Origin of the sequence: Janthinobacterium sp. BJB301 (genome assembly GCF_002735685.1) — a bacterium.
Lineage (GTDB): Bacteria > Pseudomonadota > Gammaproteobacteria > Burkholderiales > Burkholderiaceae_D > Janthinobacterium > Janthinobacterium lividum.
This window is the reverse complement of record NZ_PDZJ01000007.1, coordinates 119,342-136,249: the sequence shown is the minus strand read 5'-3', so window position 1 is coordinate 136,249 and position 16,908 is coordinate 119,342. Positions and strand designations below refer to the sequence as shown.

General features: G+C 60.6%; 11 protein-coding genes and 4 tRNA genes. 9 read left to right on the top strand and 6 right to left on the bottom strand.

Features of this window, described 5'->3' with window-relative positions:
- The first annotated feature begins 461 nt into the window (after positions 1 to 461).
- The gene (locus tag CSQ91_RS27285) at positions 462 to 3,191 is read left to right on the top strand and encodes a TonB-dependent receptor (RefSeq protein ID WP_099390142.1); all 2,730 of its coding nucleotides are present in this window, start codon (positions 462 to 464) and stop codon (positions 3,189 to 3,191) included.
- Positions 3,192 to 3,326: 135 nt separating this feature from the next.
- Here the strand turns inward: CSQ91_RS27285 and CSQ91_RS27280 are convergent, their stop codons facing one another.
- Positions 3,327 to 4,223: a recombination-associated protein RdgC gene (locus CSQ91_RS27280; RefSeq protein WP_034754435.1), complete on the bottom strand. Its 897-nt coding sequence runs from the start codon at positions 4,221 to 4,223 to the stop codon at positions 3,327 to 3,329.
- Positions 4,224 to 4,341: 118 nt separating this feature from the next.
- Complete coding sequence (dinB, locus tag CSQ91_RS27275; protein WP_034781190.1) at positions 4,342 to 5,496, bottom strand: DNA polymerase IV; 1,155 nt, start codon at positions 5,494 to 5,496, stop codon at positions 4,342 to 4,344.
- Positions 5,497 to 5,669: 173 nt separating this feature from the next.
- On the opposite strand from dinB, the gene CSQ91_RS27270 reads away from it, so the two are divergent.
- The 8 genes from CSQ91_RS27270 (at position 5,670) to CSQ91_RS27235 (ending at position 10,880) form a co-directional block, all read left to right on the top strand.
- Positions 5,670 to 7,844 (top strand): S9 family peptidase, encoded by a 2,175-nt coding sequence (locus tag CSQ91_RS27270; protein ID WP_099390141.1) that lies wholly within the window; start codon positions 5,670 to 5,672, stop codon positions 7,842 to 7,844.
- Between the two features lie 100 nt (positions 7,845 to 7,944).
- Positions 7,945 to 8,020: transfer RNA gene (locus CSQ91_RS27265), tRNA-Val, on the top strand.
- 54 nt (positions 8,021 to 8,074) lie between these two features.
- Positions 8,075 to 8,151 (top strand) — tRNA-Asp (locus CSQ91_RS27260).
- 217 nt (positions 8,152 to 8,368) lie between these two features.
- A tRNA-Val gene (locus tag CSQ91_RS27255) sits at positions 8,369 to 8,444 on the top strand.
- A 57-nt stretch (positions 8,445 to 8,501) separates the two neighbouring features.
- Positions 8,502 to 8,578 (top strand) — tRNA-Asp (locus tag CSQ91_RS27250).
- 112 nt (positions 8,579 to 8,690) lie between these two features.
- Positions 8,691 to 9,788: a hypothetical protein gene (locus CSQ91_RS27245; RefSeq protein WP_257217498.1), complete on the top strand. Its 1,098-nt coding sequence runs from the start codon at positions 8,691 to 8,693 to the stop codon at positions 9,786 to 9,788.
- A complete protein-coding gene (locus CSQ91_RS27240) occupies positions 9,779 to 10,405 on the top strand; it encodes an ATP-binding cassette domain-containing protein (protein ID WP_099390140.1) in 627 nt (208 codons plus the stop codon). The genes CSQ91_RS27245 and CSQ91_RS27240 overlap by 10 nt, the downstream gene beginning before the upstream one ends.
- 136 nt (positions 10,406 to 10,541) lie before the next feature.
- On the top strand, positions 10,542 to 10,880 hold the full coding sequence (locus CSQ91_RS27235; RefSeq protein ID WP_070257814.1) for a CzcE family metal-binding protein: 339 nt from the start codon (positions 10,542 to 10,544) through the stop codon (positions 10,878 to 10,880).
- Positions 10,881 to 10,950: 70 nt separating this feature from the next.
- Here the strand turns inward: CSQ91_RS27235 and ahpF are convergent, their stop codons facing one another.
- The 4 genes from ahpF to CSQ91_RS27215 all read right to left on the bottom strand — a co-directional run bounded on the left by ahpF (position 10,951) and on the right by CSQ91_RS27215 (position 16,815).
- Complete coding sequence (ahpF, locus tag CSQ91_RS27230) at positions 10,951 to 12,546, bottom strand: alkyl hydroperoxide reductase subunit F (RefSeq protein ID WP_099390139.1); 1,596 nt, start codon at positions 12,544 to 12,546, stop codon at positions 10,951 to 10,953.
- A 98-nt stretch (positions 12,547 to 12,644) separates the two neighbouring features.
- Positions 12,645 to 13,208, bottom strand: coding sequence for an alkyl hydroperoxide reductase subunit C (gene ahpC / locus CSQ91_RS27225; RefSeq protein ID WP_034780873.1), 564 nt, complete (start codon positions 13,206 to 13,208; stop codon positions 12,645 to 12,647).
- Between the two features lie 188 nt (positions 13,209 to 13,396).
- Positions 13,397 to 13,801, bottom strand: coding sequence for a DUF3597 domain-containing protein (locus tag CSQ91_RS27220; protein WP_034780875.1), 405 nt, complete (start codon positions 13,799 to 13,801; stop codon positions 13,397 to 13,399).
- A 170-nt stretch (positions 13,802 to 13,971) separates the two neighbouring features.
- Complete coding sequence (locus CSQ91_RS27215; protein ID WP_257217497.1) at positions 13,972 to 16,815, bottom strand: EAL domain-containing protein; 2,844 nt, start codon at positions 16,813 to 16,815, stop codon at positions 13,972 to 13,974.
- Positions 16,816 to 16,908 lie beyond the last annotated feature (93 nt).

Below are 16,908 nucleotides of genomic sequence, written 5' to 3'. Positions count from 1 at the left end.
ACAATTCCACCAGCCCGTTTTAACGGGCTTTTTTTACGTTTTTTTACCTTTCATAAATTCTGCAAAGCAATAGTTTTTCTCGAATTATTGTAGGTAAAACATCGAATTGCCAATAGAATAATTTTATGTTGTAAAAAAACACCATTGATCATTTTTAAAAACGACGATATATATAAATATAAAACTGCAATTTAACAGTTAAATTAAATATTCTTCTGTATCCACAATTTATTGCCAAATCCGACACGGTTGAGGTGCATTTTTTCTTGCTGAGACGACATAATGTTTGCCTCGACAAGTAAGAAGTGCATTTATAACAATATTGCGCTAAGTAGTCTTCCACCTCCCCCAGACGTGGTTCCGCCTACCGTACACGCCTCCGCTGGCCATCCATCCGATGGCTTGAGCGGTGCTCGTGTACTGCTTGTCGTTATTAAAACTACTACGGAGTAATTGTTATAATGGCATTTAAAGAAAAAATTGGCGTGCGCAGCGTACGCCTGGCCCTGACCGTACTGGCAGGTAGCGTCTTGTTCTCTGGCCAATCCATGGCGGACGAAGCAATTCAAAAAGTTGAAATTACCGGTTCGAGTATCAAACGTATCGCCGTCGAAGGCGCCCTGCCTGTACAACGCCTGTCGCAAGAAGCGATCGCCAAATCGGGCGCCACTTCGGTAGCCGACCTGATCCAGGCCCTGCCAGCCATGCAAGGCTTCACCATCGGCGCAGTTGCTGCCGGCTCCGATTCGGGCGGCAATACCAGTGCATCGCTGCACGGTATCGGCGAGTCCTACACCCTGGTACTGCTGAACGGCCGCCGCATCGCGCCACAAGGCTCCGGCACCACGGTCAACCTGAACGCCATTCCGATGAGCGCCGTTGAGCGCGTCGAAATCCTGACCGACGGCGCTTCGGCCCTGTACGGCTCGGACGCCATTGCCGGCGTACTGAACTTCATCCTGAAGAAAAACCAGCAAGGTGCCACCCTGGAAGCCACCTATGGCGGTCCGGAAGACAAAGGCGGCAACGCCTGGAATACCAGCGTCACCTACGGTTTCGGCGACCTGGACGAAGACCGCTTCAACGTGCTGCTGTCGTACCGCCACGACGAGCAGTCGAAACTGAGCGCCACCGACCGCAAGTTCGCCGCTACCTCATATGTGCCATTCAGCCGCAACGGCAACAACTACGTATGGGACCGCACCAGCACCTCGGCTTCGCCAGCAGGCGCCACTGTTGCCTACAATAGCGGTGCTAAATCGACAGCCTTTACGCCTTACCTGGCGATGAATGGCAAGTGCCCTGAAGACTCCTACACGACGACCAGCAACGCGCGCGCTTGCGGCTTCGACACGGGCTCCACCGTGGAAGTCGTACCGCAATCGAAACGCGACAGCCTGTTCTCCAAAGCTACGTACAAGCTGAACGACAACCTGAACGCGTTCGCCGAACTGGCCTACTCGCGCTACGACCTGACGGCGCGTATCGCCGCCAATCCGATCCCGATTTCGATCGCCAAGGGCAGCGCGCTGTACAACACCTATGTATCGCCCTACCTGACGCCAGCGCAACGTGCCGACATCAAGTCGATCACCGCCAACTACCGCAGCACCGACTTCGGCCTGCGCGCCAGCAACACCATCACCGAAACCAAACACATGGTCGTTGGTGTGGAAGGCGAACTGGGCGCGTGGAACTTCGAAAGCGGCCTGACCTGGTCGCAAAACTCGATCGACGAGCGCTACACGGGCGGTTACCAGAAGAGCCAGGAGTTCAAGAACATCCTCGCCAATCCAGACTTCAACCCGTTTGCAGCGACGCAAAAGCCATCCGTGCAAGCGCAAGTCGCTGGCGCGCAATTCGTCGGTTCGGTGCGTACCGCATCGACCACGATGCGCGGCGTCGATACGCACGGTTCGCGTGAATTGTTCTCCTTGCCAGGCGGCAAGGCCAGCCTGGGTATCGGTGGCGACTACCGCACCTATACCTATGAGCAATCGCCAGGCAGCAATGCCACCGGCGACGACATCTACAACTTCAACACGAAGGCCGCCTACGACATGAGCCGCGACACCTACGGCGCGTTCGTCGAGTTGCTGGCACCGTTGACCAAGTCGTTCGAAATGACCGTGGGTGGCCGTCACGATGCTGTCAAGGCAATCGATGACAAGCTGAACAACAAAACTGTCGGCAAAAAAGACAGCGCCAATACCTACAAGGTATCGGCACGCTGGCAGCCAGTACAGACCGTGCTGATCCGCGGTTCGTACGGCACGGGTTTCAAGGCGCCAAGCATGCTGGAAATTGCTCAGCCACTGGTCAATGCCGGCTTTACCGCCAAGAAATTTGATTGCCCATACCCAGGTTCGCCACTTTGCCGCGCAGAAGCAACGCAATACAACGCGGTATCGCAAGGCAATCCAGATCTGCAATCGGAAAAATCGAAGCAGTTCACCCTGGGTTTCCGCGTAGAGCCTAGCTCGGCCTTCTCGTTCGGCGCCGACCTGTGGGATGTGAAACTGCGCAATGCCGTGTCGGAAGTTTCCGAAGAGCAGGCATTTGCCGATCCGGTCAAGTATGCGTCGAGCTTCGGAACTTATACCGAGCCATCGACCGGCATCACCTACTACTCGTTCAAGAAACTGTCGGTCAACATCGGCAAGAAGGAATACCGTGGTATCGACTGGGATCTGTCGGCCAACCACAAGTTTTCCTTCGGCAAGCTGACGGCCCAATTGAGCGGTACGCACATGTTGCACGCCAACTACACCAAAGCCGGTAGCGATAATATCTACACCAGCAACATGAACTTCTTCGGCGACACCAACGAAGTCACGTTCCGCAACCTGATGAAGCTGACGACGACCCTCGACACGGGCCGCCTGAGCAACACGGTAACCGTCAACTACCGTAACGGCTACACCGATGCAGCCGCTACCGTGTATAACCTGGCGACCCAGCAAGAAGAGAAAAACTTCCGCCTGCAAGTACCGTCGTACACGACGTTCGACTGGCAAGCACGTTTCGCCTTTGACAAGCAAACCACGATCCGCGCAGGCATCAAGAACCTGTTCGACCGTGCTCCACCGCTGTCGCTGCGCGCTTCGTCGGGCCACCAGGTTGGTTTCGACCCACGCTACGCCGATCCAATGATGCGTTCGTTCTACATCACCGGCAACTACAAGTTCTAATTTGACGTTTTGAATTAGCTTGTCTGAGAAGCGCCTTGCACCTCACCGTGCAAGGCGCTTTTTTTATGTTGCAACATATTGCACAGGCGAAAAAAAAGGAGCCGCAGCTCCTTTTTCGTCACAGCATGACCGCGCTTACGCCGTCGCTTCGCCGCCCAGGGCTTCGACCACGTCGGCCATCAGCTTGCTCAGTTCGCCCGTCATCAGCATCACGTCGCCGTCGAAACGTTCTTCGTCGTTCTTCGTGCTCGATTCCGTTTCCTTGATCACGTCCAGCGGCTTGACGCTCTTGATGGCCAGCGATTCCGTCAGCACAAACGAAATCTTGTCGTTCCACGTCATGGCCAGGCGCGTGCACTGCTTGCCGGCCGCGATGTGGCGGCGCACGTCGTCCGCTTCCAGGGTGTGGCGCACGTAGCGCACAGTGGCCTTGCTTTCGCCCGTGGCGCGCAATTCCGTATCCATGTCGACCGTGAAGCCGGCAGGCGCGTCGTCGGCCTGCAGCCATTCCGTCATCACCGCGACGGGCGAGCGCTGCACGCGCAGGCTTTCCAGCGGCAGTTTGTCGACGGCTTTCAACAGCAGCTTGATGACTTCATCGGCCTTTGCCGGGCTGGCGGCATCGACCACCAGCCAGCCATTGACGGGGTCGATCCACGTCCAGACGTTGCTGCGGATGCTGAAAGCGCGCGGCAGCAACTCGTCGGCCACGCGTTCCTTCAATTCCTTCATGGCTTTCTTGCCAGGCGCAAAGCCTTGCGCTTCTTCCATCTCGGCAGCGCGGGCCTTGGCCACCTGATTGATGACGGTCGCTGGCAGCAGTTTCTTTTCCGTGCCCAGCAAGATCAGCATCTGCTTGTTGACCACATGGACCAGGCCGCCGTTCGGGCGTGGCGTATCCCAGCCCTGGCGCATCAGATCCATGCTGGTCGCCGGCGTAAATTTGTTCGAGGACAAGGCCTCTTCCAGTTGTTCTGGCGTATAGGCCCATGGTGCGGGCAGGCGGTAAATCTGAAGATTCTTGAACCACATAGTTTTTGTCTTCCGTTTGTTTCAGTAGTGCCAGGGGAACGCCATTCTACACTTTCGACACGGGAATGCCGTCAAAAGCGCGGACTGGCGCGGTGTTGTTGATGCGTGGGGAATGCCGCTACAGGGCGGGAAACAGCTCCGCCTGGGCCGGCGCCTGCCGCGTCACGATGGCCGGATCGGACAAGGTCGAGATACGCACGCCCAGCAGGCGGATTTTCTTTTCAAATGGCACGCGCCGCAAGCAATCGCGGCTGGCGCGCAGGATGGCGGCCGCGTCCGCCGTGGCGCTGGGCAAGGTGATGTCGCGCGTGACGGTGCTGAAATCCTCGAAGCGCAGCTTGATGCCCACCGTGCGCCCGGCCAGCGATTGCTTGTCGAGGTCGCCCGCCACGCGCGTGCACAGGCTTTCCAGCTTTTCCGACAGGGTGGCGCGGTCGCGCACCACCTGCAAGTCGCGCTCGAACGTCGTTTCGCGGCTGACGGACTTGGTTTCCCGGCTCGTCTGTACAGGCCGGTCATCGATGCCCAGCGCCGCCTGGCGCAGCCAGCCCGTGTACAAATCGCCAAACTGCGTGCGCAGCATGGCCATGTCGGCCCGGGCCAGCTCGCCGATGGTGACTATTCCCAGCGCTTCCAGCTTGGCCGTCGCCTTCGGGCCGATGCCATTGATCTTTTTCGCCGGCAAGGGCCACACGCGCGCTTCGATATCCTCGGGCTGCAAAATGGTGAGACCGTCCGGTTTTTCCAGGTCGGAACAGATTTTTGCCAGCAATTTGTTGGGGGCCAGGCCAATCGAGCACGACAGGCCCGTCGCCTCGGACACGGCCGCCTTCAGGCGCGCCGCCATGGCCGGCGCCTGCTCGCCATACTCCGTCAGGTCGACATAGATTTCATCGATACCCACGTTCTGGATGATGGGGCACAACTGGGCCACGGCCTGCTTGAAGCGCGCCGAATACTCGCGGTAAGCCTCGAAGTCGGCCGGCAACAGGATGCTGTCGGGCGCCAGCTTGGCCGCCTTCATGATGCCCATGGCGGAAAACACGCCAAACGCGCGCGCCGCATAGGTCGACGTGGTGACGACGCCGCGCCCCACATAATCGCGCATGCGCGCAAACTGCCGCGTGCCGTCTTCCTGCAGCACGGGCTGCTGCAAGCGCCCGCCGCCGATGACGACTGCTTCGCCGCGCAGTTCCGGATATTTTAATAGTTCCACCGAGGCAAAGAAGGCATCCATGTCCAGGTGGGCAATCCAGCGGCGGGTTTCAGGCAATGTAAGGGCAGATGTGGTCAAGGGCACCTCGCGGCGGGATGCTGTCGGATACTGTAATTATATACAGTATCACTGCAAATGTCCGTGGATGCAAGTTGAAACGCACAAGCACGGCGGTTGCTTTTCTCAATAGCAAGATTACAATCCTGACACAACTATGAAAGGGAATCGCCTTGTCCATCGCCCATCACGCTTCGCGCCGCCGGTCCGCCTGGTTATCCATCCTGCCGGCCCTGCTGCTGTCCACACTGGCGCCATCCGCGCTGGCCGACGCCACCACCACCGTTGCCGCCACCCTCGCCACCGCGCCTGTCGCCGCCAAGACGGCGTGGCAGGAAACGCGCCACGGCACGGTCGTCACGGACGACTACCGCTGGCTGCAAAAGAAAACCGATCCTGCCGTGATCGATTACCTGAATGCGGAAAACGCCTACACGGCCGCCGTCACGGCCCCGATCCAGCCGCTGGCCGACAAGGTGACTGCGGAGGTCAAGGGCCGCATGCAGGAAGTGGACCTGTCCGTGCCTGCGCGCCAGGGCAATTTCTACTATTACACGCGCACGGAAGCGGGCAAACAATACCCGATTCACTGCCGCCGCCCCGTCGGCACGAACGGCGCCTACGATGCGCAGGCGGCTGAGGAAATCTTGCTGGACCAGAATCAATTGGCCGAAGGCCAGAAGTTCTTTGCCGTGCGCGCATTCAGCATCAGCCCGAATGAACAGTTGCTGGCCTACACCACCGACACGACGGGTTTCCGCCAGTACGAGCTGCATGTCAAGGATTTGAAGACGGGCAAGTTGCTGGGCGATACCATGCCTCGAGTCACGTCCCTGGCCTGGGCGGCGGACAATGCCACCCTGATGCTGACGCAGGAAGACGCCACCACCAAGCGCGCGGACCGATTGTTCCGCCTGCCGCTGGGCGGCACCTTGCAGCAGGTCTATCACGAGCCGGTGGAACAGTTCGCCATCGGCGTGAGCCGCACGCGCGACCATCGCTACTTTGTGCTTACCGCGCGCAGCACGGATACGAGCGAAGTGCTGCTGCTGCCAACGAGCACGCCGCAAGGCACCTTTCAATCCGTGCTGAAACGTGAAAAAGGCCACCGCTACGGCATCGAGCACCGCGATGGCCAGCTGTATATTCTGACCAACAAGGAGGCGAAGAATTTCCGTGTCGTCAGCGCGCCGCTGTCCGCGCCGCAGCCGCAGAACTGGAAGCCCGTCGTGCCGCACAACAAGGATGCCGTGATCCAGTCCATCGACGTCTTCCAGGGCTACCTGGTGGTGATGGAAAAGGCCCGTGCCCTGAACCGCGCGCGCATCCTTGATTTCGCGCATAAAAACTGGAAAACGGTGCAGTTCGACGACCCCGTCTACCTGGCGACATCCGTCGGTACGCCAGAATTTTCCTCCACGCAATTTCGCATGTCCTACCAGTCGCCCGTCACGCCGCCCACCGTCATCGACGTCAGCATGCAAGACGGCAAGCGCACGGTGCTGAAGCAGCAGGAAATCGTCGGCGGCTTTGACGGCAGCCGCTACACCACGCAGCGCCTGTGGGTGAAGGCGCGCGATGGCGTGCAAGTACCGCTGTGGATCGTCTACAAGAAAGGCGTCAAGCTCGACGGTTCCGCGCCGCTGCTGCTGTACTCGTATGGTTCGTATGGCATTTCCACGGAAGCCAGTTTTGCCATCAGCCGCATCAGCCTGCTGGACCGTGGCGTCATCTATGCGCAGGCGCATATCCGCGGCGGCACCGACATGGGCGAAGCCTGGCATGAAGACGGCATGCTGATGAAGAAGAAAAACACCTTCAATGACTTCATCGACAGCGCCGACTACCTGGTGCGCGAAAAATGGACCAGCCCGAACCGCCTGATCATCCAGGGCGGCAGCGCGGGCGGCTTGCTGATGGGCGCCGTCGTCAACATGCGCCCGGACCTGTTCCACGCCGTGCATGCGGCCGTGCCGTTTGTCGACGTGATGAACACCATGATGGACGCCAGCCTGCCGCTGACGACGGGCGAGTACCTGGAATGGGGCGACCCGAACCAGAAGGCGGCCTACGACTACATGCTCAGCTACTCGCCGTACGACAACATTGCGCGCAAGAATTACCCAGCCATGCTGGTGACGACGGGCCTCAACGACAGCCAGGTCATGTACTGGGAACCGGCCAAGTATGTGGCCAAGCTGCGCGCGTACAAAACGGATGGCAATCCCCTGCTGCTGAAAACGAATATGGGCGCCGGCCACGGCGGCGCCTCGGGCCGCTATAACGCCATCGCCGAGAATGCGTTCAATATGGCGTGGATGCTGTCGCAATGGGGTATTACAGAGTAAAGTGAAAAAAAGCGCTTGCAGAAGGATTTCGCCCGTCCTATAATAGCGCCTCTTCCAGACGTGGTGACAAACGTCGGGATGGTTTTCTGAGACAAGCAACGGGTGCTTAGCTCAGTTGGTAGAGCGGCGCCCTTACAAGGCGTAGGTCGGGAGTTCGAGCCTCTCAGCACCCACCAAATCAGAAAACTGTCCAGTGCTTCATGGATCAGCAATACAGATCATACGAGCTTGGAGTGGTAGTTCAGTTGGTTAGAATACCGGCCTGTCACGTCGGGGGTCGCGGGTTCGAGTCCCGTCCGCTCCGCCAATAAAAGAAAAGCCCTTTGGTTCTCTGAACCGAAGGGCTTTTCCCATTTCAGAAGCAGAAAAAGCGCCAGCCCTCCCTCGCCCCGAATATTTTTGCGTTTTTCAGCAAAAAAAAGCTTTTATCCCATAAGAATAGTTGCACAAGGGGGAAAGCGCCCCCTATAATAGTGCCTCTTCCAGACGTGGTGACAAACGTCGGGATAGTTTTCTGGGTATGCGGGTGCTTAGCTCAGTTGGTAGAGCGGCGCCCTTACAAGGCGTAGGTCGGGAGTTCGAGCCTCTCAGCACCCACCACCAATACAGAAAATTATCCAGTGCTTCATGGATCAGCAACACAGATCATACGAGCTTGGAGTGGTAGTTCAGTTGGTTAGAATACCGGCCTGTCACGTCGGGGGTCGCGGGTTCGAGTCCCGTCCGCTCCGCCAATAAAAGAAAAGCCCTTTGGTTCCTAGAACCGAAGGGCTTTTCCCATTCCGGGACCACAAATGCTCTAGAATCAGCGCTCCTGCTGACTCTGCCGCTCCTGCCTCGATGCGCTTGCCCCGTAGTACTCATCCCTATATCGCTCTGCGCCTGCGCCTGGCCCATCATGCTTTGCTGCAATTTGCCGCCAGCCTGACCAGTTCCATGGAAATCTTCTTTTTCCTGGCCGGCCCCGTCTTGCTGGGCTTGCTCAGCGTCATCGCCTTGCCCGGCTTTCTCGCCGTGGGCCTGCCCTGGCCCGCCGCCCTGGGCCTGCTGGGCGGGCAAGCGTTGTTCACATGCCTGCCCGCCTGGTTGCTGCGCAAGCGATTGTTGCCAGCCCCCCTCGCCGCCTGGCTGCGCCAGCTGCCCTTGCCGCCGCGCCTGCGCTGGCAAGCGGACGTCGCCGTGGCCGGCCTGCTGATGCTGCCGCTGGGCCTCGCCTATGCCATCTCGGCCAGCATCTGGCTGGCGCAGTCGCCTCCCTGGCTGCGCCCGATTGCCGCACCCGGCATCGCTGCCACCATCGCCGTCTGGCTGCTGGCCTGGCTGTTGACAACGCTCATCGTGGCGCAGCGCCTGCGCGCGCCGCGGCCCGCAGCAGGGGCGCGCCCGCCAACGATGACTGCGTATGTGCCGCAACGGCCCCGCTGGCGCACCGTTTTCCTGTGGCGCCAGCTGTTCTGGCTGCCGTTCTGGCGCAATGACAATGTAATCGGCCTGCAGCAAAGCGTGCTGCTGGCCACGGCTGGCGCCAGCATGCTGGCCTGGCTGCTGCGCGCGCCGCTCGTGCCCGCGCCACTGCTGAGTTTACTGGCCAGCGCCAGCCTGGTCATTCTGACGGACCGGGGCGACAAGGCCGTGCGCGAGCAGATCGCCGTGCTGCGCCCCACGCTGAACGCCTGGCCCATGGCCAGCACGGCCTTGGCGCGCCTGGCTTGCACGGCCAGCCTGCTGCCGCCGTTTGCCGTGCTGCTGGCAGGCGCCGTCTTGCTGTACGCCACCGATCCCGCCGCCTTGCGGCAGCGCGTCACCAGCGTGTACGCCATCACCGCCAGCCTGGCCCTGCTGGCCATCGTCGGCCTGCCCCGCCTCACGGCGCGTGGCCGAGTCGCCCTCGTCGTCCTGTCCATCCTTGCCTTGAGCGCCATCGGAAGCGAATTATGGAATTGAACCTGTCGTCCCCCACCCTGCAGATCGAACACCTCGATTTCCACTTCCCCACGCACAGCGTGTTTCAAGGTTTTAGCCAGCAATTCGACTCCGGCATCACCTGGCTGCGCGGCGCGAACGGGGCCGGCAAGACGACCTTGCTGAAGCTGGCAGGCGGCGCCCTGCTGCCCGCGCGCGGCGCCATCCGCCTGGACGGTATCGACAGCGGCTTCATGCCGCTGGCCTACCGCGCGCAAGCGTTCTATTGCGGCGGCGACGCCCCCGCCCTGCCCTGGCTGCAAGTGCACGAGTTTCTCGACCTGCACCTGGCCCTGTATCCGGGCAGCGACCAGGCCCTGCTGAACGACGAGCTGAGCGCGTTTGCCATGACGTCGACCTTGCAGCAAAGCATCAACGCCTTGTCCCTGGGCCAGCATAAAAAACTGCAACTGGCGCTGGCCCTGGCCTTGCCCGTGCGCCTGCTGCTGATCGATGAACCGTTCAACGGCCTCGATGCGGCGGCCATGCTGCACCTGCGCGCGCGCCTGGCCGATCCGGCCCGTCTGGCGCGCCAGTGTATCGTGCTGACCAGCCACCTGGCGCCGGACGTGCCGCTGGCGGCCACGGTGGAAATATAGACAGGAAATACAGCTTTGCAGATCGACCAAGGACAGCTTACGATGCCGTGTTGCAAAATCCGGCGATCCCGGTGCAGCCATTACCCATAACACGGCGCGCTTATTCACCGCGCCAGGCTTATTCTTGGAGATTACTATGTTGAACACCCACCGCAGCGCCCTGGCGATTTTGTGCGCCGCCTTCGCCGCCTCGGCCATCGCGGCCGGTCCGACAGGCACGGCCGCCGACTATGGCAGCAGCGCCCCGCACGCCGCCGCCCAGCGCAGCATCGACCTGCAGCCCGACACGCGCCACATCAACGTCACGCACGGCGAAACCGTCACCATCGCGCGCGCCGGCCAGCGTTTTACGTGGCACGTGCAAACCTTCAGCAACAAGACCGTCTTCGCCCTGGCCGAGATCGCGCCGAAGGACATGCCCGTCGATGGGATTCAAGTGTATGTGGCCGGCAACCCGCTGTACGCGGGCAGCTAAGTTTCTTCTATGCATAAAAAAACCGGAACCACCTTGCGGCAGTTCCGGTTTTTCTTGATACGGCTAATAGTTACGCCGTCAGTGCTTCCTTGGCGGCAGACTCTTCGACCACTTCCTCGTCATCCGAGCGGATCAGGTGGTCAAAGGCGGACAAAGCTGCCTTGGCGCCTTCGCCGGTGGCGATGATGATCTGCTTGTACGGCACCGTGGTGACGTCGCCGGCCGCAAACACGCCGGGGATCGAGGTCTGACCGCGTGCATCGACTTCGATTTCGCCGTGGCGCGACAACGCTATCGTGCCCTTCAGCCACTCCGTGTTCGGCACCAGGCCGATTTGCACGAAGACGCCTTCCAGCTCGACCTTTTTCGACTCGCCGCTGACCCGGTCCGTGTAGCTCAGGCCATTGACGATCTTGCCGTCGCCGTGGATTTCGGTGGTTTGCGCCGACGTGATCACGGTCACGTTAGGCAAGCTGTGCAACTTGCGTTGCAGCACCGCATCGGCGCGCAGTTCCGCGCCGAATTCGATCAGGGTCACGTGCTTCACCAGGCCGGCCAGGTCGATCGCCGCTTCCACGCCCGAGTTGCCGCCGCCGATCACGGCCACGCGCTTGCCCTTGAACAGCGGACCATCGCAGTGCGGGCAGTAGGCGACACCGTGGTTGCGGTATTCCTTCTCGCCCGGCACGTTGATTTCGCGCCAGCGGGCACCCGTGGCCAGAATGACGGTCTTGGCTTTCAAGATGGCGCCATTGGCCGTTTCAATCTGCACCAACTTGCCTGGCGTCAATTTCGCGGCGCGCTGGGTATTCATGATGTCGACTTCGTATTCCTTGACGTGCTGTTCCAGCGCCATGGCGAACTTCGGACCATCCGTTTCCTTGACCGAAATAAAATTCTCGATGGCAAGGGTGTCGAGCACCTGGCCGCCGAAACGCTCGGCCAGCACGCCCGTCTTGATGCCTTTGCGGGCCGCGTAGATGGCCGCTGCCGCGCCGGCAGGGCCGCCGCCGACGATCAGTACATCAAAGACGTCTTTCTTGTTCAACGCTTCCGCCTGGCGTGCACCGGCGTTGGTGTCGAGCTTGGCGAGGATTTCCTCGACATTCGTGCGTCCCTGGCCAAAGTGCTCGCCATTCAGGAACATCATCGGCACGGCCATGATCTGGCGCGCTTCCACTTCTTTCGGAAACACGCCGCCATCGATGGTGGTGACCTTGATGCGCGGGTTGATCACGGCCATGGCATTCAATGCCTGCACCACTTCCGGGCAGTTATGGCAGGAGAGCGAAATAAATGTTTCAAACTCGTAATCGCCGTCGAGGTTGCGGATCTGCTCGATCACGGCGTCGTCGAACTTGATGGTGTGGCCGCCCACTTGCAGCAGCGCCAGCACCAGCGAGGTAAATTCGTGGCCCAGCGGCACACCGGCGAAACGCACGCCGATGTCGGAGCCGGTACGGTTGATGCTGAACGACGGGGCCCGTACGCCAGCGTCAAGGCGCTCGACCAGCGTGATCTTGTCGCTCAACAGGACTATCTCCTGGAGCAATTCCTTCATCTCGCGGGCTTTTGCGCTGTCATCGAGAGAGGCGACCAGCTCAAGCGGATACACCACTTTTTCCAGGTAGGATTTCAGTTGGGTTTTGAGGGTTGCATCTAACATGATTTTTTCTTCCTTTACAAATATTTAGGCGAATGCCGGGCCGGACGCCCGGTCCGGCATCGCGGTAACTACTTGTTTGCTACGTGCTGCATCGAGACTTAGATCTTGCCAACCAGGTCCAGCGATGGGGTCAGGGTTGCTGCGCCTTCCGTCCATTTGGCTGGGCAAACTTCGCCTGGGTGAGCGGCAACGTATTGAGCTGCCTTAACTTTGCGCAACAGTTCCGATGCGTCACGGCCGATGCCGTTGTCATGCACTTCCAGTACTTTGATGAAACCGTCCGGGTTGATGACGAAAGTACCGCGCAGTGCCATGCCTTCTTCTTCGATCATGACTTCGAAGTTGCGCGACAGGGTACCGGTTGGGTCGCCGATCAGTGCGTATTGCACTTTCTTGATCGCGTCCGAGGTGTCGTGCCATGCTTTGTGCGCGAAATGCGAATCGGTCGAGATGCCGTAGACATCGACGCCCAGCTTCTGGAATTCAGCGTGGTGATCGGCCAGATCTTCCAGTTCGGTTGGGCAAACGAAGGTGAAGTCGGCTGGGTAGAACACGAATACCGACCACTTGCCTTTCAGCGACGCTTCCGTCAGGTCGACGAATTTGCCATTGTGGAATGCGGTTGCCTTGAATGGTTTAACTTGGGTATTGATGAGCGACATAGTCATTTCCTCTCGTGTGGTGAATCAGTAAGACCCTAGTGTAAGGGGTTTTATTCCATATGCAAAATTGATTGTCACAATAGTTTCAATTAGTTTTAGCTATCACGACGCCATGGGAACTCCATGATAGGCAGTTCCCACGGGATTGGATAGCGGTGACAGTGGATACCCCTGCCGCCGCCAGGTGTTTAGTTCTTCAGTTCGTCCGGTACCTTGCCGCCGTTTTCCGCCAGCTTGATCATCACCTGGCGGTGCAGCCAGATATTCATGCTGGCCGAATCATTGGTGTCACCCGTGAAATGCAGCTCTTGCGCCAGTTCCTTGCGCGAAGCCAGGCTGCTGTCGAGTTGAAGCAGTTTCATCAGGTCGACGATGGATGTGCGCCAATTGAGTTTTTCCGCGTTCTTGCTGGCCAGGTCGACCAGCACCACTTCCACGTCCACCACGGGCACGGCAGCCGCTGGCGCAGCAGGTGCAGGTGCGGCCGCCGGTGCTGCGGCAGGTGCTGTCGTGGCGGCGGCCGGCGTGGCTGCCGGGGCAGCGTCGGACGAATGGTGGAAGATCTTGTTGTAGATATTGCTGAAAATGCCCATGAGGTCACCTCGAGTTGAGTGAATGGAAGAAATATTGCCTGCGCACCCGGTGTAGGTACCGGTGACAGCAAAGCCGGGCGCAGGCGCCAGCCCGTCGAGTATAAGCCCGTTCAAGCCGGGAGCCCTGTCCCGCAGGCTTGCGTCAGATCTGGTGGCCGGCGACGCCTGTTTCAAGGGTGCAAGGGCCGCTGTGCGTGCAGCAGGGCATCGAACGCTTCGATGGTCAGCGGCGGCGCAAACAGCTCGCCTTGCGCAAAATCGCAGCCGATCTCCAGCAGCCGCGCGCGCTGCTCTTCGGTCTCCACCCCTTCGGCAATGACCTGCAAACCCAGCTTGTGGGCCATGGTGACGATGGCTTCGCACAGCACCAGTTCGCTGGCACCGGGCGCCAGCTTGCGCACCAGCACGCCATCGAGCTTCAGGTAATCGATGCCGCACTGCTGCAGCTGCGTCAGCGAGGCATGGCCGCTGCCGAAGTCGTCGAGGGCGATCTGCAGGCCCGCTTCGCGCAAGTGCTGCAGGCGGGGCGCCATGCTATTGCCGCTAGGTAAAAGTACATCTTCGCGCATGTCGAGCACGATGGCCGAGGCCGGCACATCGAGCGCCATCAGTTGGCGCAGCCAGGTGCCGGGCGCCTCCACTTCGCGCTGCAGCTCCAGCGGCGACTGGTTCAGGCACAGTTGCAGGCCCGGCAAACCGATGGCATGGCCCTGCGCGCGCCAGTGCAGCAGTTGCGCGGCCGCCGTGTGCAGCACCCAGTCGCCGATCTCCACGATCAGGCCGCTGCTTTCGGCCAGCGCCAGGAAATCCGGCGGGCAGACCACACCCCGCTGCGGATGGTGCCAGCGCAGCAAGGCTTCCGCCTTGGCAAGCTTGCCGCTATGCAGCTCGACGATGGGCTGGTAATACAGCTGCATCTGCTGTTCCCGCAGGGCCGTGCGCAAATCCGCCCCCATGCGCATGCGGTTGACGGCCGCCACCTGCATGGCAGGCGTAAAGTAACTGTAGCGGTTGCGCCCCGCCCCTTTCGACACATACATGGCCTGGTCCGCCTGCTTGAGCAAGTCCTCGATCGTGCCCGCGTCGTCCGGATACAGGGTGATGCCGATCGAGGCCGAGACGAACGCCTGCTCCTGTCCCAGCAGAAACGGCGCCAGCAAGCCGTCGAGTATCTGCCGCGCGATGCGGTCAACTTGCTGCAGATCATCAAGGTCGGACAGGATTACCGTGAATTCATCGCCGCCCAGGCGCGCCACCGTATCCGTCTCGCGCACGCCCACGCGGATGCGCCGCGCCGCCTCGATCAGCAAGATATCGCCCTGGTGGTGGCCCAGGGTGTCGTTGACTTCCTTGAAGTGGTCGAGGTCGATGAACAGGATGGCCACGCGGCTCGCATCGCGCCGCCCCTGGGCCAGCGCCTGGCGCAAGCGCTCGTGGAACATGCGCCGGTTCGGCAATTGCGTCAGGGTATCGAAATTGGCTTGCTGCCAGATCAGCGCTTCCGTTTGCCGCTTGTCCGTCACGTCTTCCAGCATGCACAGGTGGTGCGGGCCGCCGTGACGCGCCGTGGCGATGGCCGTCACGGAAGCGTCGACCCACACCACGCCGCCATCGGGCCGCACGATCCGCTTGGCATGGCGAAAGCCCTGCAGACTGCGCGCCAGCAACTGCGCCACCTGCTCTTGCTCGCCGGCCACATCGTCGGGATGGCTGATTTCCATCCAGCTCGTTTGCTTCATGTGTTCCAGGCTGCGCCCGCTGATGGCCAGGTAGCGCGGATTGATGTCGAGAAACTGTCCGCTCACGGTATCGATCAGGGCGATGCCCATGGGCGCTTCCTCGAACATGGTGCGAAAGCGCAATTCTCCCTGGCGGATGGTGTCCTCCGTGCGGCGGCGCTCGCGCGCCAGGTTGTTGAAGTGAAAGGCGGCCGACACGGCCAGCAAGCTGCCCGCCAGGCCCAGCGACAGGTACAGCCAGCCCAGGTCGGCGCCTGGCACGGCACGGTACAAAAACCCCTTGTAGACGCGGCTGTCCGTGGCATTGCGCGGCAGCACGCCCATGCTGGCATACGTGTCGGCGATGTGCTGCCAGCGCTGGGGATTCATGTAGCCGAGCTCCACCAGCACGGGCTGCAGCAGCAATTCCATCTGCTGCGCCTCGTACAGCAGGTGCGCGCGGTCGTGGCGCTGGCTGTACTTGGCAAGGATCACGCGCGCCATTTCCTCGCGGTGCGCCATCGCATATTGCCAGCCGCGCAAGCTGGCCGCGCGGAACGCTTTGACCCGTTCGGGATGGCGGCGCAGTTCGTGCTCGCTGGTAAACAGGTTGTCGCCGTAGAAATCGATGCCGGCCGTGCGCGGCGTAAACTGGTAGTAGGAAAAGCCCGCCCGGTCCAGGTAATCCGGTTCGTTGGTGGAATATGCGGCAATCGCATCGACCTTGCCATCGATCAAATCCTCGATACGGTAGCTGGGTGGCAAGTGGCGCATCTGTTGCGGCGCGACGCCCATTTTCGCCAGGAACAGCGACACTTCATCAGCCGCAAGCGCCACGTCGGTGGCCGCACCGATCATGACGGGCGCCCCCACCAGCTTGCGCACGTCGGGCGCGCCGCCATGCTGGCGCATCAGCAGCACGCTGGGCGAATGCTGAAACACCACGGCCAGCACCACCACGGGCTTGCCCGCCAGCCGGCTGAGCAACAAGGTGCTGTTGCCCACGCCATACTCGGCCTGGCCCGCCAGCACGGCCGCCTCGGCCAGCCGTCCGCCACCGCCTTCGACCAGCTTCACCTCCAGCCCCGCCTCGCGGTAATAGCCTTGCTCGATGGCCGCATAATAGCCGGCAAACTGGAACTGGTGTGTGAAATTGAGTTGCAGGGTAACGGGTTCCAGCGCCCGGGCTGGTGTGGCCAGGCACAGCAGCAGGAGGAAAAAGCCGCGCCAGCCGTGCGCCAGCCTGCCGGCGAGCGGCAAGACAAAGCGGAAAGCGTCGGGGGCTTTCATCGGCATGGCGGAACACCACAGGAAGCTGCCGAGCTGGCAGGGGTAAGGCTATTGTAGCCGCCCCTTTTGCCGATGGATAATTATTTCAGTGAGGACAAT

Excerpts from the sequence above, each read along its gene's own strand:
- CSQ91_RS27285 (WP_099390142.1), top strand. The coding sequence starts at position 462 with ATGGCATTTAAAGAAAAAATTGGCGTGCGCAGCGTACGCCTGGCCCTG.
- CSQ91_RS27280 (WP_034754435.1), bottom strand. The coding sequence starts at position 4,223 with ATGTGGTTCAAGAATCTTCAGATTTACCGCCTGCCCGCACCATGGGCC.
- CSQ91_RS27240 (WP_099390140.1), top strand. The coding sequence starts at position 9,779 with ATGGAATTGAACCTGTCGTCCCCCACCCTGCAGATCGAACACCTCGAT.
- CSQ91_RS27235 (WP_070257814.1), top strand. The coding sequence starts at position 10,542 with ATGTTGAACACCCACCGCAGCGCCCTGGCGATTTTGTGCGCCGCCTTC.
- ahpF (WP_099390139.1), bottom strand. The coding sequence starts at position 12,546 with ATGTTAGATGCAACCCTCAAAACCCAACTGAAATCCTACCTGGAAAAA.
- ahpC (WP_034780873.1), bottom strand. The coding sequence starts at position 13,208 with ATGTCGCTCATCAATACCCAAGTTAAACCATTCAAGGCAACCGCATTC.
- CSQ91_RS27220 (WP_034780875.1), bottom strand. The coding sequence starts at position 13,801 with ATGGGCATTTTCAGCAATATCTACAACAAGATCTTCCACCATTCGTCC.
- CSQ91_RS27215 (WP_257217497.1), bottom strand. The coding sequence starts at position 16,815 with ATGCCGATGAAAGCCCCCGACGCTTTCCGCTTTGTCTTGCCGCTCGCC.